Source organism: Salarchaeum japonicum (assembly GCF_049705945.1).
Lineage (GTDB): Archaea > Halobacteriota > Halobacteria > Halobacteriales > Halobacteriaceae > Salarchaeum > Salarchaeum japonicum_A.
The window spans coordinates 819294-837451 of record NZ_JBNAMV010000004.1 but is presented as its reverse complement, the minus strand read 5'-3'; the positions used below and the strand labels follow the sequence as shown (position 1 = coordinate 837451).

At 65.0% G+C, this 18158-nt stretch carries 17 protein-coding genes; 10 read left to right on the top strand and 7 right to left on the bottom strand.

The window, feature by feature from the left end; all coding sequences use genetic code 11:
* Positions 1–2 precede the first annotated feature (2 nt).
* Genes ACOZ4O_RS06130 through flaJ form a run of 3 tightly spaced genes read left to right on the top strand, consistent with a single transcriptional unit; the run spans position 3 to position 4166 of the window.
* The gene (locus ACOZ4O_RS06130; RefSeq protein ID WP_424524432.1) at positions 3–743 is read left to right on the top strand and encodes an ATPase domain-containing protein; all 741 of its coding nucleotides are present in this window, start codon (positions 3–5) and stop codon (positions 741–743) included.
* Positions 744–2426: a type II/IV secretion system ATPase subunit gene (locus ACOZ4O_RS06125; protein ID WP_424524431.1), complete on the top strand. Its 1683-nt coding sequence runs from the start codon at positions 744–746 to the stop codon at positions 2424–2426. It abuts the gene before it with no gap.
* Complete coding sequence (gene flaJ / locus ACOZ4O_RS06120) at positions 2427–4166, top strand: archaellar assembly protein FlaJ (RefSeq protein WP_424524430.1); 1740 nt, start codon at positions 2427–2429, stop codon at positions 4164–4166.
* 3 nt (positions 4167–4169) lie between these two features.
* Here the strand turns inward: flaJ and ACOZ4O_RS06115 are convergent, their stop codons facing one another.
* Positions 4170–4649 carry a FlaD/FlaE family flagellar protein gene (locus tag ACOZ4O_RS06115; RefSeq protein ID WP_424524429.1) on the bottom strand — a complete coding sequence of 160 codons (480 nt, stop codon included), beginning with the start codon at positions 4647–4649 and terminating at the stop codon, positions 4170–4172.
* An 87-nt stretch (positions 4650–4736) separates the two neighbouring features.
* On the opposite strand from ACOZ4O_RS06115, the gene ACOZ4O_RS06110 reads away from it, so the two are divergent.
* A complete protein-coding gene (locus tag ACOZ4O_RS06110) occupies positions 4737–5897 on the top strand; it encodes an acyl-CoA dehydrogenase family protein (protein ID WP_424524428.1) in 1161 nt (386 codons plus the stop codon).
* Between the two features lie 78 nt (positions 5898–5975).
* Positions 5976–7430 carry an acetyl-CoA hydrolase/transferase C-terminal domain-containing protein gene (locus ACOZ4O_RS06105; RefSeq protein ID WP_424524427.1) on the top strand — a complete coding sequence of 485 codons (1455 nt, stop codon included), beginning with the start codon at positions 5976–5978 and terminating at the stop codon, positions 7428–7430.
* A gap of 20 nt (positions 7431–7450) precedes the next feature.
* Here the strand turns inward: ACOZ4O_RS06105 and ACOZ4O_RS06100 are convergent, their stop codons facing one another.
* From ACOZ4O_RS06100 to ACOZ4O_RS06085, 4 genes are all read right to left on the bottom strand, one after another.
* Positions 7451–7675, bottom strand: a complete 225-nt coding sequence (locus tag ACOZ4O_RS06100) for a hypothetical protein (RefSeq protein WP_424524426.1) — start codon at positions 7673–7675, stop codon at positions 7451–7453.
* Positions 7672–9666, bottom strand: a complete 1995-nt coding sequence (locus ACOZ4O_RS06095) for a TRAP transporter permease (RefSeq protein WP_424524425.1) — start codon at positions 9664–9666, stop codon at positions 7672–7674. Before ACOZ4O_RS06095 ends, ACOZ4O_RS06100 begins: the two co-directional genes overlap by 4 nt.
* 75 nt (positions 9667–9741) lie before the next feature.
* A complete protein-coding gene (locus ACOZ4O_RS06090; protein WP_424524424.1) occupies positions 9742–10782 on the bottom strand; it encodes a TAXI family TRAP transporter solute-binding subunit in 1041 nt (346 codons plus the stop codon).
* A 107-nt stretch (positions 10783–10889) separates the two neighbouring features.
* Positions 10890–11339 (bottom strand): universal stress protein, encoded by a 450-nt coding sequence (locus tag ACOZ4O_RS06085; RefSeq protein ID WP_424524423.1) that lies wholly within the window; start codon positions 11337–11339, stop codon positions 10890–10892.
* A gap of 105 nt (positions 11340–11444) precedes the next feature.
* Between ACOZ4O_RS06085 and ACOZ4O_RS06080 the strand changes: the two genes are divergently transcribed.
* Both ACOZ4O_RS06080 and ACOZ4O_RS06075 read left to right on the top strand, forming a co-directional pair.
* A complete protein-coding gene (locus tag ACOZ4O_RS06080; protein ID WP_424524422.1) occupies positions 11445–12551 on the top strand; it encodes a mandelate racemase/muconate lactonizing enzyme family protein in 1107 nt (368 codons plus the stop codon).
* Positions 12548–13759, top strand: a complete 1212-nt coding sequence (locus ACOZ4O_RS06075; protein ID WP_424524421.1) for a mandelate racemase/muconate lactonizing enzyme family protein — start codon at positions 12548–12550, stop codon at positions 13757–13759. Before ACOZ4O_RS06080 ends, ACOZ4O_RS06075 begins: the two co-directional genes overlap by 4 nt.
* Positions 13760–13769: 10 nt before the next feature.
* On the opposite strand, the gene ACOZ4O_RS06070 is transcribed toward ACOZ4O_RS06075, so the two are convergent.
* Together ACOZ4O_RS06070 and lhgO are read right to left on the bottom strand one after the other, a co-directional pair.
* Entirely contained in the window at positions 13770–14786 is a 1017-nt protein-coding gene (locus tag ACOZ4O_RS06070) for a mannonate dehydratase (protein ID WP_424524420.1), read from the bottom strand.
* Positions 14787–14819: 33 nt separating this feature from the next.
* A complete protein-coding gene (gene lhgO / locus ACOZ4O_RS06065) occupies positions 14820–16022 on the bottom strand; it encodes an L-2-hydroxyglutarate oxidase (RefSeq protein WP_424524419.1) in 1203 nt (400 codons plus the stop codon).
* Between the two features lie 97 nt (positions 16023–16119).
* On the opposite strand from lhgO, the gene ACOZ4O_RS06060 reads away from it, so the two are divergent.
* Genes ACOZ4O_RS06060 through ACOZ4O_RS06050 form a run of 3 tightly spaced genes read left to right on the top strand, consistent with a single transcriptional unit; the run spans position 16120 to position 18126 of the window.
* Positions 16120–16911, top strand: a complete 792-nt coding sequence (locus ACOZ4O_RS06060) for an SDR family oxidoreductase (protein ID WP_424524418.1) — start codon at positions 16120–16122, stop codon at positions 16909–16911.
* Between the two features lie 49 nt (positions 16912–16960).
* Entirely contained in the window at positions 16961–17305 is a 345-nt protein-coding gene (locus ACOZ4O_RS06055; RefSeq protein WP_424524417.1) for a cupin domain-containing protein, read from the top strand.
* Entirely contained in the window at positions 17302–18126 is an 825-nt protein-coding gene (locus tag ACOZ4O_RS06050) for a fumarylacetoacetate hydrolase family protein (protein WP_424524416.1), read from the top strand. The genes ACOZ4O_RS06055 and ACOZ4O_RS06050 overlap by 4 nt, the downstream gene beginning before the upstream one ends.
* The last annotated feature ends 32 nt before the right edge of the window (positions 18127–18158 follow it).

Here is an 18158-nt window from a genome sequence, read left to right as displayed (position 1 = left end):
CCATGCCAGACCTCTACGAACTCGGACTCGACACCCGTGACCGCGTGAACGCGCAGCTCGGCGGCGGCCTCCCCACGGGCAGCCTCGGCATCCTCGAAGGCGAGCACGGCTCCGGGAAGAGCGTCATCACGCAGCGGTTCGCGTACGGACTCTGCGAGACCGGGAACACGGTCACGTACGTCTCCACGGAGGAGACCGCGGCGAGCTTCATCGACCAGATGCAGTCCCTCGACTACGACGTCGTCGAACACCTCACGCGCGAGAACATGCTCTTCCTGCACGCGGACGTGGACACGACGAACACGTTCAGCGACGTGGACGCCAAGCGCCCGCTCCTCCAGCGACTGATGGACGCGGAGACGATGTGGAACAGCGACGTCATCATCTTCGACGGGTTCGACTCCATCCTCCTCCACGACCCCCACTACGAGTCTATCCGAGAGCACGGGGACGAGGACGACGTGATGCAGAACCTCATCAGCTTCTTCCGGACGATCACCTCCCACGGAAAGACCATTCTCCTCACCGTGAACCCCGACTCCCTGACGGACGCCGCGCTCCGTCCCGTTCGTGACGTCTCCGACGTCTACCTCAAACTCTCCTCGGAGGAAGTCGGGAACGACATCCGCCGACAGATGGTCGTGCGGAAGTTCGCGGGCATGGGCAACCAGGTGGACGACACCATCGGGTACGAGGTCCAGACCGGCCGCGGACTGACCATCGTGACGCGGACGGTGGCGTAGATGACGGAACTCGGCTCCCAGCGCGCGAGCGCCGAACTCCAGTCGCTGATGGACGAACACACCCATCTCCGCGACCACCTGGAGACGTTTCGAGAGGAACACGGCGAGTACCCGCTGTACGTGGACGAACTGTCGGACGAACACGAGATGCACAATCCCCACGTCATCTATCCGACGGTCTCCGAACACCCCACGTTCTGCCACATCCACGGGGACGTGGGTATCGACACCACGTACTACGTCATCGAACCGTCGCTCCGGCCGGACGAACACCAGCAGTACGAGACCATCCGCCAACTCCTCCTCGACAAGAGCGTCACCAAGCCCGCGCCGAGCGAGGAACGCCAGTTCGACGAACACCTCGACGAACTCCTCGACGAAATCGTCTCCGTCGGCGGCGTCGCGTCCGGCGCTATCGGTTCCTTCATCGGCACCACCGTGAACGTCGACCCGGAGACCTACCGCCGAGTGCGCTACCGCCTCCAGCGCGACATCGTCGGACTCGGCCCGCTCGACCCCATCATGAGCGACCCCGAGAACGAGGACATCCACGTCATCGGCCCCCACCAGTGCTACGTCGACCACGCGACGTACAGCATGCTCCCCACCACGGTCGACTTCGGGTCGAGCGAGGAGTTCGAGAACTGGATTCGGAACATGGGCGAGCGCATGGACACGCCGGTGTCCGACTCGAACCCCATCATCGACTCCACGCTCCCCGACGGCTCCCGTATCAACATCATCTACTCCGACGACGTGTCCGTGCAGGGCCCGAGTCTCACCATCCGTCAGAGCGAGGAGGTACCGCTCTCCATCTTCCAGATTACGAAGTGGGGGACGCTCAGCCCCGAACTCGCCGCCTACCTCTGGCTCTGCCTGGAGAACGAGCGCACGGTGTTCGTCGTCGGTGAGACCGCGTCCGGGAAGACGACGACCCTGAACGCCTCCATCTCGCTCATCCCCCGCGACTCCAAGATTTACACCGCGGAGGACACCGCCGAGGTGAACGTCCCGCACTCGACCTGGCAGCAACTCCTCACGCGGGAGGGCCAGGGCAACGACGAGAACGCGGACGTGGACATGTTCGACCTCGTCGCCGCCGCGCTCCGCTCGCGTCCCGACTACATCATCGTCGGCGAGGTCCGTGGTGCGGAGGGGCAGATGGCGTTCCAGGCCGCACAGACCGGCCACCCGGTGATGCTGACGTTCCACGCGAGCGACATCGTCTCCATGATTCAGCGCTTCACGGGCGAACCCATCAACGTCCCCGAGACGTTCATGGACAACTGCGACGTGGCGCTCTTCCAGAACCGCGTGAAGCAGGGCGACCGCGTGCTCCGCCGCGTCACCTCCGTCCAGGAAATCGAGGGGTACAGCGACCACGACGGCGGCGTCATCACCCGGCAGGCGTTCAACTGGGACCCCCGCGACGACGAAGTCGTGTTCACGGGCATGAACAACAGTCACGTGCTCGAAGACCAGATCGCGGAACTCCTCGGCTACCAGGACACCCGGGAGATATACAACGAACTCCGCCGCAGGGCCGAAATCATCCGCCGCCTCATCGACGAGGACGTGCTGTCGTGGTCGGAGGCGAACAACGCCATCTCGACCTTCCAGCGCGACGGCGTGGAGGCACTGCCGATAAATACTGGTGGCCTGCCCGACTCACCGGAAGCATAGATGGCGACGGAGACCGGGGCGGGAACGCAGGTCGGCCGGGACGACGACGAGTTCGACATCGGCGATGTCGTCCGGTCGCTCCTGCGGGACTACGAGTACATGGGGATGCCCGCGCAGCGGTACGCGCTGGTCGTCATCCTCCCGTCGGTCGTCCTCGGGTTCGGCGTCATGCTGTTGCCGTTCATCCTCGGTCTCCCGCTCTTCGTCGTTCCCGTCACCGTCCTGTTCGGGGTGTTCGTGCCGTTCGTCGCGCTCATCTACCCGAAAATCCTCCAGGACCGCAAGCGCAAGCAGATACGCGAACACTTCCACCTCTTCATCACCCACATCACCATCCTCTCCACGACGAACATCGACCGCGTGGAGGTGTTCCGGACGCTCGCACACGAGGACGAGTACGAAGCCATCGCGGAGGAGATGGGGCACGTCGTCGGCCTCATCGACACGTGGAATCAGAGCCTCGAGGACGCCTGTCGGATGCGCGCGAAACGCGTCCCCAGTCCCCTGATGCAGGACTTCCTCGAACGCCTCGCGTACACCGTCGGCGCCGGACAGACCATCGACGACTTCCTGCTCTCCGAACAGGACTCCATCATTCAGAGCTTCGTCACGCGCTACGAAGCCCAACTCGACCGGCTCTCCCTCATCAAGGATGTCTACATGAGCATCGTGCTCTCCACGACGTTCGGCCTCGTGTTCGCGCTCGTCGTGCCGTTCATCGTCGGTATCGACCCGATGACGCCCGTAATGGCGGTTATCCTCCTCTACCTCTTCCTCCAGGTCGTGTTCGTGTACGCGATGAACAGCGTCGCCCCCAAGGACCCCGTCTGGTTCTACCGCACCGAAATCGCGCTCGACCGGAACGCCCGCCTCCGCACCGGCTTGCTCGTCGGCACTGGACTCAGCCTCGCGCTCACCGCGCTCACCTACGGCATCCTCTCGGGCCTCGTCCCGTTCGGGTCCGACATCCCGCTCCCAATCTACCTCGCGCTCCCGTTCACGCCGTTCATCATCCCCGGCCTCATCGCACGCCAAGAACAGAACCGCATCAAGAACCGCGACGAGTCCTTCCCCTCGTTCATCCGCGCGCTCGGCGCGGTCGAATCCGTCAAACAGAGTTCCACCGGCTCGGTCCTCGAAAGCCTCCGGAAGAAGGACTTCGGGAACCTCACCGACAACGTCGACGACCTCTACAAGCGCCTCTCGATGCGTATCGACTCCAACCTCGCGTGGCGGTACTTCGCCGCCGAAACCGGCTCCTACCTCATCCAGAAGTTCAGTGAAATGTACGTCACCGGCCGCCGCATGGGCGGTGAACCCCGCCAACTCGGCAGCCTCATCGAGGCCAATATCAGCGAAGTCCTGAACCTCCGTCGGAAACGCAGCCAGGAAGCCGGAACGGTCGTCGGAACCATCTACGGCATCACGGGCGCGAGCGTGTTCGCGATGTTCGTCGGCCTCGAAATCTCCCGGCTGTTCATGACCATCGCACAGGACATGGACCTCAGCAACGCCCAACTCGGCGGCCTACTCTCCGTCAGTCAGTACGACATCCCCGAACTGCAGTTCATGCTGTTCATCATCGTCCTCCTCAACGCCCTCCTCACGTCAGTGATGATTCGCATCGTCAGCCGCGGCCACTCGCTCACCACGCTCACGCACTTCGTCGCCCAACTCTGGATCAGCGCCGTCGTCGCCGTCGCCACCAGCTACCTCGTCGGCGCGCTCGTCCAGGTCTAAAAACTACTCTTCGTCCTCATCGTCGTCGCGCGCGGCGGCCTGCGCGGGCTCCGGAATCTCCTCCTGGAACTCGCCGGCCGCGGCGGCGGCCTCCCGGGCGGCCGCGCTCCCCGAAATCGTCGCGAGCTGATGGGTAATGTTGTCGTTCGCGATAGCCGCGACGTACTCCAGTGATTTCGCGTGCGCGTCGAACGGCGAGTCGTCGAGGTCGTCGAGCTCGGTGCTCAACTCGGGGTCGTAGTCGGGGTCGGACTCAAGCGCGTCCAGCGGGAGGCCGCGAACGTAGTCGGCCATCGTCTCCTTCACCGTCTCGCTCACCCAGCCGACCTCCTCGTAGTAGCGCAGCGCGCTGATAGCGCCGGACGCGCCGAACGCGCGGCCGAGGTGGCGACCCCACTCCATCGCGGTGACGCGCTCCGCCGCGCTCCCGTCCAGCGACGTGAGGTATGGCGACGCGTCCCGGCGTAGTCGTCCGTCAGGCATACGTTATCTCCTCTTTCGCCCCTCGTCTTATTGGTTTTCCGGCCCGGTTGCACAATCCTTATGCGTCGTTTCGACTAGTTACAGGTAATGTTGGACTTCGTTGGTCTGGAAGAGGACCTCTCAGCCGAAGAACGGATGATTCGGGACACGGCCCGTGATTTCGTTGAGTCCGAAATCAAACCGGACATCGGCGAGCACTTCATCGAGGGAACGTTCCCCACGGAGATCATCCCGAAACTCGGCGAGATGGGCTTTTTCGCCCCGAACCTCGACGGCTACGGCCTGCCCGGCGTGTCCGAGACCGCGTACGGTCTCCTGATGCAGGAACTCGAAGCCGGCGACTCCGGGCTTCGGTCGATGGCGAGCGTGCAGGGCGCGCTCGTCATGTACCCGATTCACGCCTACGGCAGCGAGGAGCAGAAAGAGGAGTGGCTGCCCGCGATGGGTCGCGGCGAAGCCGTCGGCTGCTTCGGGCTCACCGAACCCCAGCACGGTTCGAACCCGTCCGGGATGGAGACGCACGCGGAGAAGCGCGGCGACGAGTACGTCCTGAACGGCTCGAAGACCTGGATTACGAACTCGCCCATCGCTGACGTCGCGGTCGTGTGGGCGAAGGACCGCAGCGACGACGACACCGTCCGCGGATTCCTCGTCGAGACGGACCGCGAGGGCGTGACGACGAACAAGATCGACGAGAAGCTCAGCCTCCGCGCGTCCATCACGGGCGAAATCGGCCTGAACGACGTGGTCGTCCCCGAGGAGAACGTCCTTCCCGGCGTCTCCGGCATGAAGGGGCCGCTCTCGTGTCTCACGCAGGCGCGCTACGGTATCGCCTGGGGCGTCATCGGCGCGGCGCGCGACGCCTTCGAGGAGGCCCGCGAGTACGCGAAGGGCCGCGAACAGTTCGGGAAACCCATCGCGGGCTTCCAGCTCCAGCAGCAGAAGCTCGCCGAACAGGCGACCCAGATCACGACCGCGCAACTGCTCGCGCACCGCCTCGCCGACCTGAAGGAACGCGGCGACCTCGAACCCGGACACGTCTCGATGGCGAAGCGGAACAACGTCCGGATGGCGCGCGACATGAGCCGGGTCGCCCGCGAAATGCTCGGCGGGAACGGCATCAGCGCGGACTACTCGCCGATGCGGCACATGGCGAACATGGAGACAGTCTACACGTACGAGGGCACGCACGACATCCACACGCTCGTGCTCGGCCAGGAACTCACCGGCATCCAGGCGTTCCAGTAAACCCCTCGACGGAAGCCTTTTTGACCGCGTACGGGGTAGCCAGACGCACATGCACGACTTCTCCGAGTCTGATTCTCGATGACTGACAACGTTACCGACCGCCTGAACGGCGACCTCCCCGTCCGGGACGCCGCCTCGGTCGCCGCTGACATCGACACGGACGCGACCGTACTCACGAGCGGGTTCGGGAGCGTCGGCTACCCCAAACTGGTGCCGCTCGCGTTGGCCGACGACGAACGCGACCTCGAACTCACGCTCGTCAGCAGCGGGAACGTCGGCGACGAAATCGACGTGGACCTCGTGGAGTCCGGCGCGCTCGCCCGTCGGTTCAGCTACCAGTCCTCGGAGGTCGCGCGCACCGCGACAAACCGCCGCGACATCGCGTTCAGCGACCGGAACGCGTCCTCGATGGGTGACGACGTGCAGTACCGCGGCATCGTCGACCCCGACATCTGCGTCGTCGAAGCCGTCGCCGTCGGCCCTGACTGGTTCATCCCCTCGACATCGCTCGGCCAGGTGCCGGCGTTCGTCGAGGCCGCGGACGAACTCGTCGTCGAAGTCAACGCCGCGCAACCGCTCGAACTTCAGGCGCTCCACGACATCTATCGGCCGGACGCGCCCCCGAACCGCGACCCCGTTCCACTCACCGACCCCGGCGAACGCATCGGGAGCACGCGCGTCGAGTTCGACCCCGAGAAACTCACCGCGGTCGTGGAGTCCGACCGCCCCGACGACACCTACACGTTCCGCGACCCCACCGACGACGACCTCGCCATCGCCGAGAACCTCGGGGACTTCCTCACCCGGGAGATGGAGCGCTCGCCCGTCTTCGAGGACTCCATCCACCTCCAGTTCGGCGTCGGCAGCCTCGGAAACGCCCTCATGGGCGAACTGAAGGAACTCGACTTCGGCGGCCGCGACGTGGTGTACTTCGGCGAACTCATCCAGGACGGCCTGTTCGACATGCTCGACGAGGGCCGCCTCGAAGCCGCGAGCGCCACCTCGCTCGCGCTCACCACCGAAGGCCAGGAACGCCTGTTCGACGACGTGGAGCGCTACGCCGAGGACATCGTCCTCCGCCCCGCCGACATCTCCAACCACCCCGGACTCATCGACCAGTTCGGCGTCGTCGGCGTGAACAGCGCCATCGAGTTCGACATCTACGGGCACGTGAACTCCACGCACGTCAACGGCAGCCGAATGATAAACGGCGTCGGCGGGAGCGCTGACTTCAACCGGAACAGCCTCGTGTCCGTCTGCGCGCTCCCCTCCACCATCAAGGACGGCGAGGTATCGCGCGTCGTCCCGATGTCGTTCCACGTCGACCACACCGAACACGACATCGACGTGTTCGTCACCGAACAGGGCGTCGCGGACGTGCGCGGCCTCGCGCCCGTCGAACGCGCGGAACGCATCATCGAGAACTGCGCGCACCCCGCGTTCGTCGACGACCTCCGCGACTACCTCGCGGACGTGAAAACGCAGGACGCCCACATTCCGATGGACGTAGAGCGCGCGGCGAACTGGCAGTAAAGAGAGAGAGACGGCGGTTTTTATCCGAGGTAGATGGTGAGCCACCAGACGTAGCCGATGGCGAGCCCGAGGCCGAGCACGAGCTCCATCACGCTCGTGTAGGTGTCGCCCCACGTGTCCCGGAACTCCTGGATGCGCTGAATCGGCATCCAGAACGGCTGCAGGGGTTCTGGGAGGACTTCGCCCAGGCCGCCGACGTCGTTCGTGTCGACCTGGTCTTCGGGGGCTTCGCGGCGCTCACTCATTGTGCATCACCTGTGGTTGGCCGCCTCATATCACCGTACAGCATCTTCTCACCGAAGAACACTGCGGCGAACACGAGGATGCCCGCGATCTTCACGTAGTCGTTCGGGTACACCATCACGACCGCGCCGAGTACGGAGAGACCGATTCGCGCGGCCACGGTCTGCCAGAACCCGAGCGTGAACGGATAGTTCAGGCCGTAGATGATGGAGATTGCGCCGAGCAGCACGAGCAGGCCGACCCAGAGGGTCGTCAGCCCGAGCGAGAACGACACGAGCGAGGGATTGTAGAAGAACGCGACCGGCAGAACGAACAGCGGCGCGGCGATCTTGATGGCCGCGCCACACGTCCGCCAGAAGTTCGCCTCCGCGATACCGGCGGCGACGACGGCCGCTGTCGCAACAGGCGGCGTAATACCCGCCAAGATGGCTGCGTAGAACACCGTGTAGTGCGACGCGATCTGGGGGATGTCGAAGTTGTTTGTCAGCGCCGGTGCGATGAGCACGGAGACGATGACGTACGCCGCAGCCGTGGGCATACCGACGCCCATCAGGATGCTCACAGCCATCGCGAGCAGCACCGCGATGAAGGGCACGCCACCGGAGATGCCCATGATCATAATCGCGATCTTGCTCGGAACGCCGGTGACCTGCAGGATACCGATGACGCCGCTGACTGCGACGAGGATGATGGCGATGGGAGCGAGAATCACCGCACCACGGCGGAAGCCGTGCACGGTGTTCCAGAACTGGTTCACGAGCTCTTTCAAGGGCGACTCTCCGGTGATCGCGGACCGCACGACCGGCAGCACGACGCCGAACGAGACCATCGCGATGATGGTCCACATCGCGGACGTCGTCACCGTGAACTGGAGAACGCCCAGCAGGCCGATGAGGACGAGGAACGGAACGCCGAACCGCACGGCCTCGACGACTTTGTCGGTCGTCGTGAGCTCGTCGTCGAAGAAGCTGTCGAAGTCCATGTTCTGGCTGCTCTGGTCGCTGATCGCCGTGTAGTGCACGGCGATACTGATACACGCGACGAGGATGGCGGCCGGAACGAGTCCGGCGACGACGATGTCGATGTAGCCGGTCTGGAGCGTCGACGCCATGATGAACGCGGACGCGCCCATGACGGGCGGCAGCACTTGGCCGGACGTGGACGCGACCGCTTCGATGGCGGCGGCGCGGTGTCCGGACATCCCGGATTCCTTCATCGTCGGAATGCTGAACGACCCCGTCATCGCGGCGTTCGCGGTGTACGAGCCGTTGATGGAGCCGATGACCGCGGACGCGAGCACGGCGGTCTGCGCGACGCCGGACTCGATGTACTTCGCGGACTGAATCGCCACGCGAAGGATGAGGTCGAACGCGCCGTACGCGAACAGGAGGCCCGCGTACAGGAGGAACGGCGCGATCCAGGACGCGGTGAGCTGGGTCAGGCTCCCGTAGAACCCGCCGAGGTCGGTGACGAGGGTCTGGAGGAGCGTGAGCTGATCCATCCCGCCGTGGCTGAGGATGATGCTGTCCGCGATGTAGTTCCCGAACATTCCGTAGATTATCATCCCGCCGACGAGGCCGAGGAAGAGGTTCCCGAACTCGCGCCACGTGAGGTAGAGGATGGAGAGGATGATGAGGCGCGCGAGCATGTACTGGTGCTCGGTCGCGTACCCCTGCTGCTGGAGGTAGACGAGTTGGAAGTTCGTGGCGAAGAAGACGGCGGCGCTGATGAGGATAATCGAGGACGGGATGAGAACGATGCCGTCTATCCAGTCCTGATTCTCGACGGCTTCCTTCGTCTCGTTCAGCGCGTAGACCGTCATAATACCGCCGACGAAGACGACGCCGTACTGCACCGTGGACGGCAGGAACCCGTTCGCGTACGAGCGGTAGAGGACGATCGCCCAGAAGAATATCGCGCTTACTGTGACTGTGATGTCGAGCCCGCGGCTGACGATTGTGTTAGGTGAGCTTTGATTCGATTGCGTACTCATGTGTGGTATTGCTTGGTGTCGTGAATGCGACTGAACCGCAAAAATGCGCGGACAGTCCGCGCGTTAGTTACGGATTCAGTCCCGCGAAGCCTCGGTGAGGCTGTCGTCCCACGCGTCGTTGTCCTTGTAGTACTGGGCCGCGCCGGGGTGAACCGGAATCTGCTCGCGGGCGGACGCGTGCATGTCGCTCGTCGACTCGAAGTTGTTGAACTGCGCTTCCGTGCTGTTGATGTCCTCGTTGTGCTCCTCGACGACCCGGCAGAGCTCGTAGACGGCGTCGTCGCTCGCGGTCGGGTTGAACGTGTAGTTCACTTCGAGGTCCCACGTGAACACTTCGTCCGTGCCGATGTCCGCGTTCCCGAGCGACCAGTCGCTGTACGAGACGGTGGACGTACCCGCGCCGCCGTAGCCTTCGGCGGACTGCTTGAGTGCGTCCGTCGGTTCGACGTAGTGGACGTCGATGCGGGACGCGATCTGAGTGACGAAGCCGGTGTAGCCCGCGCCGGGCGTCCCGTACGCGATGCTCGCGTCGATTTCGCCTTCTTCCATCGCGCCGGGGGCGTCCTCGACGCTGAGGTCGACGATGTTCATCTGGTCGTAGATGTCCGCCGTGGGTTCCTGCGACCAGACGTCGAGCGTCGTCGCGCGCGTGGAGTAGCCGGGTTCTGCGGGGTAGACGTTCTTACCGGCGAGGTCGTCGAACGTCTCGATGCCCGTGCCGTCACGCGCGACGACGTAGATGCTGTACGGGAACGCGTAGAAGCCGTACCACGGGATGCTGTCGACGCCCTGCTCGGCGAAGGTTCCCGTGCCTTCGATCGCCTTGTTGAGCGAGTTGTTGTCCGTGATACCGGAGTTGAACTGGCCCTGGGCCATCCGGCGAATGGTGCCGATGTAACCGGGGCTCTCGACCGTCGCGTACTCCAGGCTATCGCTGTGGTTCGATGCCGCCTGTTCGACCGCGAGGCCGACGTTCTTCGTCCCGCCGGCGGACGTGCCGACGCGAAGCGACATGTCGCTGTCGCCGCCACCGCTCGTACACCCGGCCAGTCCGAGCGCACCCATTGCTGCCGTGCCATACAAGAACTCCCGTCGGTTCATGCCATCATCCGACATAGTCGTTCGTAACACTCACAACCATATATAATAATCTGTTCCTTTCAGACTATTAGTACCGCTAATTGGGCTGAAATCTCTGAAAATTCGTGATAGTTAAGTGGGTATTATTCGCTCGTAATGACCGTCACCGGACGGTCGACTGAGAGCATCGTTGCCTGCGTCGTACTCCCGAAGAGGAGCTTTCCGGTCGGACTGCGCTTCCGCGCGCTCATGACGATGTTGTCGACGTCCAACTCCTCTGCGACCGACGGCACGACCTCTTCCGGTTCGCCTTCCTCGCGGCGCTTCGACACTTCGACGCCCGCGTCCTCCAGGTAGTTCACGGCGGCGTCCACGCTCGGCGGGAAGTTCCCCTCGTGGGAGTCCGAAATCTCTTCCTCGTACGCGCTGTCGGAGGAGACGTGTCCGGCCTCGCCCGACACCTCGAAGTCCTCGAACACGTTCAACACAACCACTGAAATCTCGTCGACCGCGCCCGGGAAGTCCGTCACGACCTCCGCGGCTCGCTTCGCGCGCGACTCGCTCTCCCCGACTGGCAATAGTACTTCGTACATACAGGGAGACTCGCCTCCCCCGGCATAAAGATTCGGTGGCCTGTCGCAGTCGGCAACCATTGCCGCCATACGCGTCTCTTTCTCTGGAGGGCGTAGCGTCCACGTATGGAGATAACCGAGGTGGAGTCCTTCCCGATACAGATTCCACTGGAAACCCCCGTATCGTTCTCCAACCGAACCCTCACCTACCGCGACCACGCCATCACGTACGTCCGGACGGACGAGGGCCACGAGGGCGTCGGGTACTCGCTCGGCTACGACGGTGCCGGCCTCATCGCCGACGCCGTCAACGACCTCCTCGAACCCCTGCTCGTCGGCGAGGACCCCCGCGACACCGAACGCCTCTGGCACGAGATGTACAACGGGAACGTCCAAATCGGTCGCCACGGCCTCTTCCTCCGCGCCATCTCGACCGTCGACATCGCGCTCTGGGACGTGAAAGCCAAGGCCGCGGGCGAACCCATCCACAAACTCCTCGGCGGTCACGCCGACGCCGTTCCCTCCTACGGGAGCGGCGGCTACTACCGCGACGAGAAAGGCCACGAGGGCCTGCGCGCGGAGATGCGGCGCTACCTCGACGAGGGCCACGACGTCGTGAAGATGAAGGTCGGCCGGAAGTCCGTACAGGAAGAGGAAGCCCGCGTCGCCGCCGTGCGCGACGAAATCGGCGACGACGTGACGCTCCTCCTCGACGGGAACGGCGTCTACCCCACCACCACGGACGCCGTGCGCGCGTGCCGGGCGTTCGAACCCTACGACCCCTACTTCATCGAGGAACCCGTGATGATCGACCGCGTCGACACGATGGCCGAGGTGAACGACGCGCTCTCCTACCCGGTCGCCACGGGCGAACTCGAAGGCACCCGCCACCAGTTCGCGAACCTCGTGGACTCCGGCGCGGCGACCATCCTCCAGCCCGACGTGACCGTCTGCGGCGGCATCACGGAGTGGCTGAAGATAGCGAACTACGCGTCCGCCTACGACATCCCTATCGCCCCGCACTACAACTGGAACATCCACGCGAGCCTCCTCGGCGCAATCGAGAACGGCCTCTGGATCGAGTACTTCTACCGGGACATGGACGTGAAAGTGTTCGACGACGTGGTCGAGGAACCGCTCGCGCCCGACGACGACGGCATGATTCCGCTCCCCGACCAGCCCGGACACGGCGTTCCGCTCGACAAGGACGCGCTGGAGGAGTACCGCCTATGAGGGACTACTCGCTCCAGACCACCCGCTCGAACGCCCGCGATGTAGAAATCACGGACATCAAGACCGCGGTCGTCGAGGGGAACTTCGAGTGGAACCTCGTCAAGGTCGAGACCGACGCCGGCGTCACCGGCATCGGCGAGTCCTACCGGGGCGGCGGCATCCCCGAGATAATCGAGTACACGAAGCGCTTCCTTATCGGCGAGAACCCGCTCGACGTGGAACGCCTCACCCGCTACATCTTCCAGGAGATGAGCGGCCACGGCGGAACCACGGGCAAGGTCGTCACCGCCGCCTCGGGCATCGAGGTGGCGCTCTGGGACGTCGCCGGGAAACTCCTCGACCTCCCGGTCTACCAGCTTCTCGGGTCGAAGTACCGCGACGAGGTCCGGATGTACTGCGACTGCCACGCGGGCGAAGCGTACGCCGTGGAGGACGGCGCGACCGCGTACGCCGAGGCGGACGCGTACTCGCCCGAGGCGTACGCCGCGGAAGCCCGGCGCGTCGTGGACATGGGTTTCAGCGCGCTGAAGTTCGACCTCGACCTCCCGCGCGACAACGAACCCGACCCCTACAACGGCCGCCTGTCGAACACCGCGATTCGGGAGAAGCGCGAAATCGTCGAAGCGGTGCGGGACGAAATCGGATACGACGTGGACCTCGCGTTCGACTGTCACTGGGACTACTCCGTCGAGAGCGCGAAACGCCTCGCGTACGAACTGGAGGAGTTCGACCTGATGTGGCTCGAAGACCTCGTGCCGCCGGAGAACATGGACGCGCAGACCGAGGTGACGAAGGCCACGCGAACGCCCGTCGCAACGGGTGAGAACCGCTTCCGCGTGTTCGAACTCAGCGACCTCGTGTACGACCACGGCGTGGACGTGCTCACGCCCGACCCGACGACCGTCGGCGGCCTCGCCGAAACCCTGCGCGTCGCGGACCGCGCGGAGGAGAACTACATGCCGGTCTCGCCGCACAACGTCTGCAGTCCCGTCGGCACGATGGCGTGCGTCCACCTCGCCGCCGCGATGCCGAACTTCGACGTGCTGGAGTTCCACGCGCTCGAAGTCGACTGGTGGGACGACCTCCACACCGGCAGCGACCTCATCGAGGACGGCTACATCGAGGTCCCCGAAGAACCGGGCCTCGGCATCGAACTCGACGAATCGGTCGTGGAGGAACACGTCCTCGACGGCACGACCGCTTTCTAACTCTCCCCCTCTATTCGAGCGACTTCAGCATCCCCTTGAGGTAGCCGACGGTGTAGGAGCGCCCGAGCGTGCTCCCGAACTCCCAGTCGGACTCGCCCTCCATCAGCGGAACGTGGTCGGGCGTCATCACGCCGCCGAACCCGGCGTCGTCGAGCGCCTCGATGACCTCGTACTCGTCGAAGTTCCCCGCGGGGTCGTCCACGAACGTCTCGTGGAATTTCGGTACTGTACCGACCACGTCGCGGAAGTGCGCGTACACGATCTGGTCGCCGCCGAAGTGCTCGATGACGTCCACGAGGTCTTCGCCCATCTCGGACCAGCAGCCCATTCCGAGTTTGAGGCCGTGGTTGTCGCTCGGGTGGATGTCGAGCGCGCGCTGGAAGTTCTCGCGGTTCCGGAACAGCAGCGGAATCCCGAACAGCTGTTCGACGGGCGGGTCGCTGGGGTGAACGCCGAGCGTCACGCCCGCATCCTCCGCCACCGGAATCACTTCGTGCAGGAACTCCTCGTAGCGCTCCCACATCAGCTCTTCAGACACGTCGCGCTCGATGTCGTCGTCGCGGTCGAGTTCGTGGAGGTCGTCCACGTCGTAGGCGGACGCGAGCGCGCCACCCCGAATGGAGTGCTCGCGGGTGGTGCGGACCGCGCCGTCGGGCGGGTGGCCGCTGTACCCGAGGACGGGCACGCCCGCCGCGCCCATGTTCGTGATGGTTTCCGTGATGATGCTCGTGAGGTCCGCGCGCTCCGCGTCGTCGTCGGTGAGGAGTATTTCGTAGAGCGGCACCGGCATCTTCTCCACCGCGTACAGTCGGAGGTCAGCGCCGTTCGCGCGCGACTTCAGTTCCGCGAGCGCGTCCTCGCTCCACGCCTCGCCGAGCGGGAGCGCGGACTCGAAGCCGGGGTGGCGGTGCGGCGTGAGGAGGATGTCGTCGACGCCGAGCTGGGCGGCGAACCGCAGGAAGTCGTCGGTCGCGGGTTTGTACGTGCCGATGGCGACCCGCATCTCGTCGGGGAATTCCGATTGCATTGTCACCCCAGACCACGGGTCGCCACTTAACGTCTAGAGTTTCTCCTCGACCAGTCCGGCGATGTGGTCGCCGAACGGGAGCGAGGACGTGAGACCGGGGGAGACCGCGTTCAGGATGTGGACGGCGTCCTCGGTCTCGACGAACAGCGGGTCCTTCACGAGGTCGCCGTCGTCGCTCACCAGCTGGGCGCGGATGCCCGCGTAGCTCTTGTTCAGGTCGCGTTCGCGAATCTCGGGCACGAGCTTCTGGGAGGCCGCCGCGAACTTCTCCTTGCGGTACGACTTGTTGAGTTCGTCCCACGCCACCCCGAGCATCATCGGGTCCGCGATGAGCTTCCAGAACCCGTCGTACGTGAGGGTTTCCTTCAGGTCGGAGAGGTCGAAGTCCGTGTTCTCGTACGCCTCGCGGCCGAACGCGAGCACGGCGTTCGGGCCGACGATGACCTTCCCGTCGGAGCGCCGCGTGTAGTGCACGCCGAGGAACGGGAGGTCGGGGTCGGGCGTCGGGTAGATCATGGACTGGCAGAGCTCGGCGCGGTCGGGCGTGACCTCGTAGTACTCGCCGCGGAACGGCACGACCTGGTAGTCCTCGCCGACGCCGACCTGATGGGCGAGCGTGTCCGCGTGCAGGCCCGCGGCGTTCACGAGGTAGGTCGCGTCGATGTCGCTGTTCGACGTGGCGAGCCGGTAGCCCTCGTCGGTCTCCCGGACGCTCGAGACCTCGTGGCCGAGGTAGAGCGACACGCCCTCGCGCTGGACTTCGCGGCCGAGCGTGTACACGTACTGCTGGGAGTCCACGGACGCCGCCTCCGGCGCGCGGAGTGCGGCCTGCCCGACCGCGTGCGGTTCGTACTCCCGAATCTCCTCCTGGGAGTCGAGCAGTTCGTACTCGACGCCGTTCGCCTCCGCCTGTTCCGCGAGGTCGTCGAGCCGCGCCTCCTCGCTGTCGTCGGTCGCGACGACGAGCACGCCGAGTTCCTCGCAGGGGATGTCGTGCTCCGCGCAGTACTCCTTCATCCGTTTCGTCCCCTCGGTCGCGAACCGCGCCTTCTCGGACTCCGGCGGATAGTTGAATCCGGGGTGGAGGACGCCCGAGTTCCGGCCGGACTGGTGTTCCGCGAGATGGTACTCCTTCTCCAGGACGGCGATGTCGAGGTCGGTGCGCTCCGCGAGGTGCTTCGCGACCGACAGCCCGACACAGCCACCGCCGACGATTGCCACGTCGTGCGTCGTCATGACTAGTCCTTCTCACCCCCGCGCTTTGGTGTACCGTTTTCCGGCAGTGTTGGCGCGACTTCTCAATACCTAAGTCCCGGGAGGCTATGCTGTGCGTATGGACCTCGATATCGAGGGGAATGCGGCGCTCGTAACGGCATCCAGTAGCGGCCTCGGTCAGGCCTCCGCGAAGGCGCTCGCCCGAGAGGGAGCGAACGTCGTCGTGAACGGCCGCAGCGACGAATCCGTCGCGGAGGGCGTCGCGGCGGTCGAGGAAGTCGCGACCGGTGACGTGGTCGGCGTGAAGGCCGACCTCACCGAGAAGGAAGACATCGAGAACCTCGTCCAGACGACGGTGGACGAGTTCGGCGGTCTCGACCACCTCGTCACGTCCGCCGGCGGCCCGCCGTCCGGCCCCTTCCTCGACACCACCGACGAAGACTGGTACGACGCCTACGACCTGCTCGTCATGAGCGTCGTCCGCACCGTCCGAGAGGCCACCGAACACCTCCAGGCGGGCGACGGCGGCACCATCGTCAACATCACCTCGCGCAGCGTCAAGGAAGCGATTCCGTCGCTCGTCCTCTCGAACTCCGTTCGGATGAGCGTCATCGGTCTCGAGAAGACGCTGTCGACGGAGCTCGCGCCCGAGGTGCGCGCGAACGCCGTTCTCCCCGGCCCCCACGAGACCAGCCGTATCCAGGACCTCATCGACCAGGGCGTCGAACGCGGCGAGTACGACTCCTACGAGCACGGCCTTGAGGAGCGCGGGAAGGGCAACCCGCTCGGCCGCATCGGCGACCCGATGGAACTCGGCGACACCGTCGCGTTCCTCTCCTCGCCGAAGTCCGGCTACATCAACGGCACGGCGGTCCCCATCGACGGCGGCGCGGGCAGTTCTAACCTCTAAGGTTACCCGTTCCGTCACCTACTTATCGCAGCCCCGGGTTCGGTTTCGCATGGAGCCAGTCGACTTCGACGACGCCGAGACGTACGAACCCGACGAGGGCTGGGGGCGCAAGGCGCTCGCCGGCAGCGACAAGTTCACCTTCGAGTGGTTCGAGAAGCCCGCGGGCCACAGTTCGCCGATGCACGACCACGAGAACGAACAGGTCTGCGTCTGCCTCGAAGGCGAACTCACCATCCACACGGAGGACGACTCCGTCACCCTCCACGAGTACGATTCCGTCCACCTCGACTCATGGGAGGAACACCGGGTGGAGAACACGGGCGACGAACGCGCCGTCGGCCTCGACGTGTTCGCGCCGGGCCGGAGCTTCGACTTCTGGACGGACCGCCAATGAAGTACGTCGCCCGCGCCGCGGACGGCACGCCCCTGCTCGGCGACGACGACGGGTTCGTCCCGCTGAACGCCGCCGACCCCGCGCTCGAAACCGTCGAAGACGCGCTCACGCAGGCGCCCGACGGTCTCCCGGACCCCGCCGATGCGACCGCCGAGCGCGTCGCCGCCGACGACCTCGCCTTCGGCTTCCCACTCGACCAGCCCGGCAAACTCTGGGGCATCGGCCTGAACTACGCCGACCACGCCGAGGACCTGGACGAGGTTCGCCCCGAGGAACCCGCGAGCTTCATCAAGCCGCCGTCGGTCGCCGCCGGCCCGGACACGCCGATTCGCCTCCCGCCGATGGACGTGACCGACCGCGTCACCGCCGAAGCTGAACTCGGCGTCGTGCTTGGCCGCACGTGTTCGAACGTCCCCGAAGACGACTTCGAGAGCGTGGTCGCCGGGTTCGTCCCCATCATCGACATGACGTCCGAGGACATCCTCGAACGCAACCCGCGCTTCCTCACGCGCGCCAAGAGCTTCGACACGTTCCTCGTCGCCGGCCCCTACATCGCCGTCCCCGAGAACGTCTCCGAGTTCCTCGACCAGGTCGCCGTTCGCACCGTCGTGAACGACGAAGTCGTCTCCGAGAACACCCTGTATGGAATGCTCTTCAAGCCGCCGGAACTCCTGAACTACCTCTCTCAGTCCACCACGTTCCAGCCCGGCGACGTAATCAGCACCGGCACGCCCGGCGCGGGCGTCATCGAGGACGGCGACACCGCGCGCGCCGAGGTCGAACCCATCGCCGACCTCGAAACCGACGTCGTCCGCCAGTAAATCGCGCGTCTCTTTCTTCGCAGTAGGTTCGC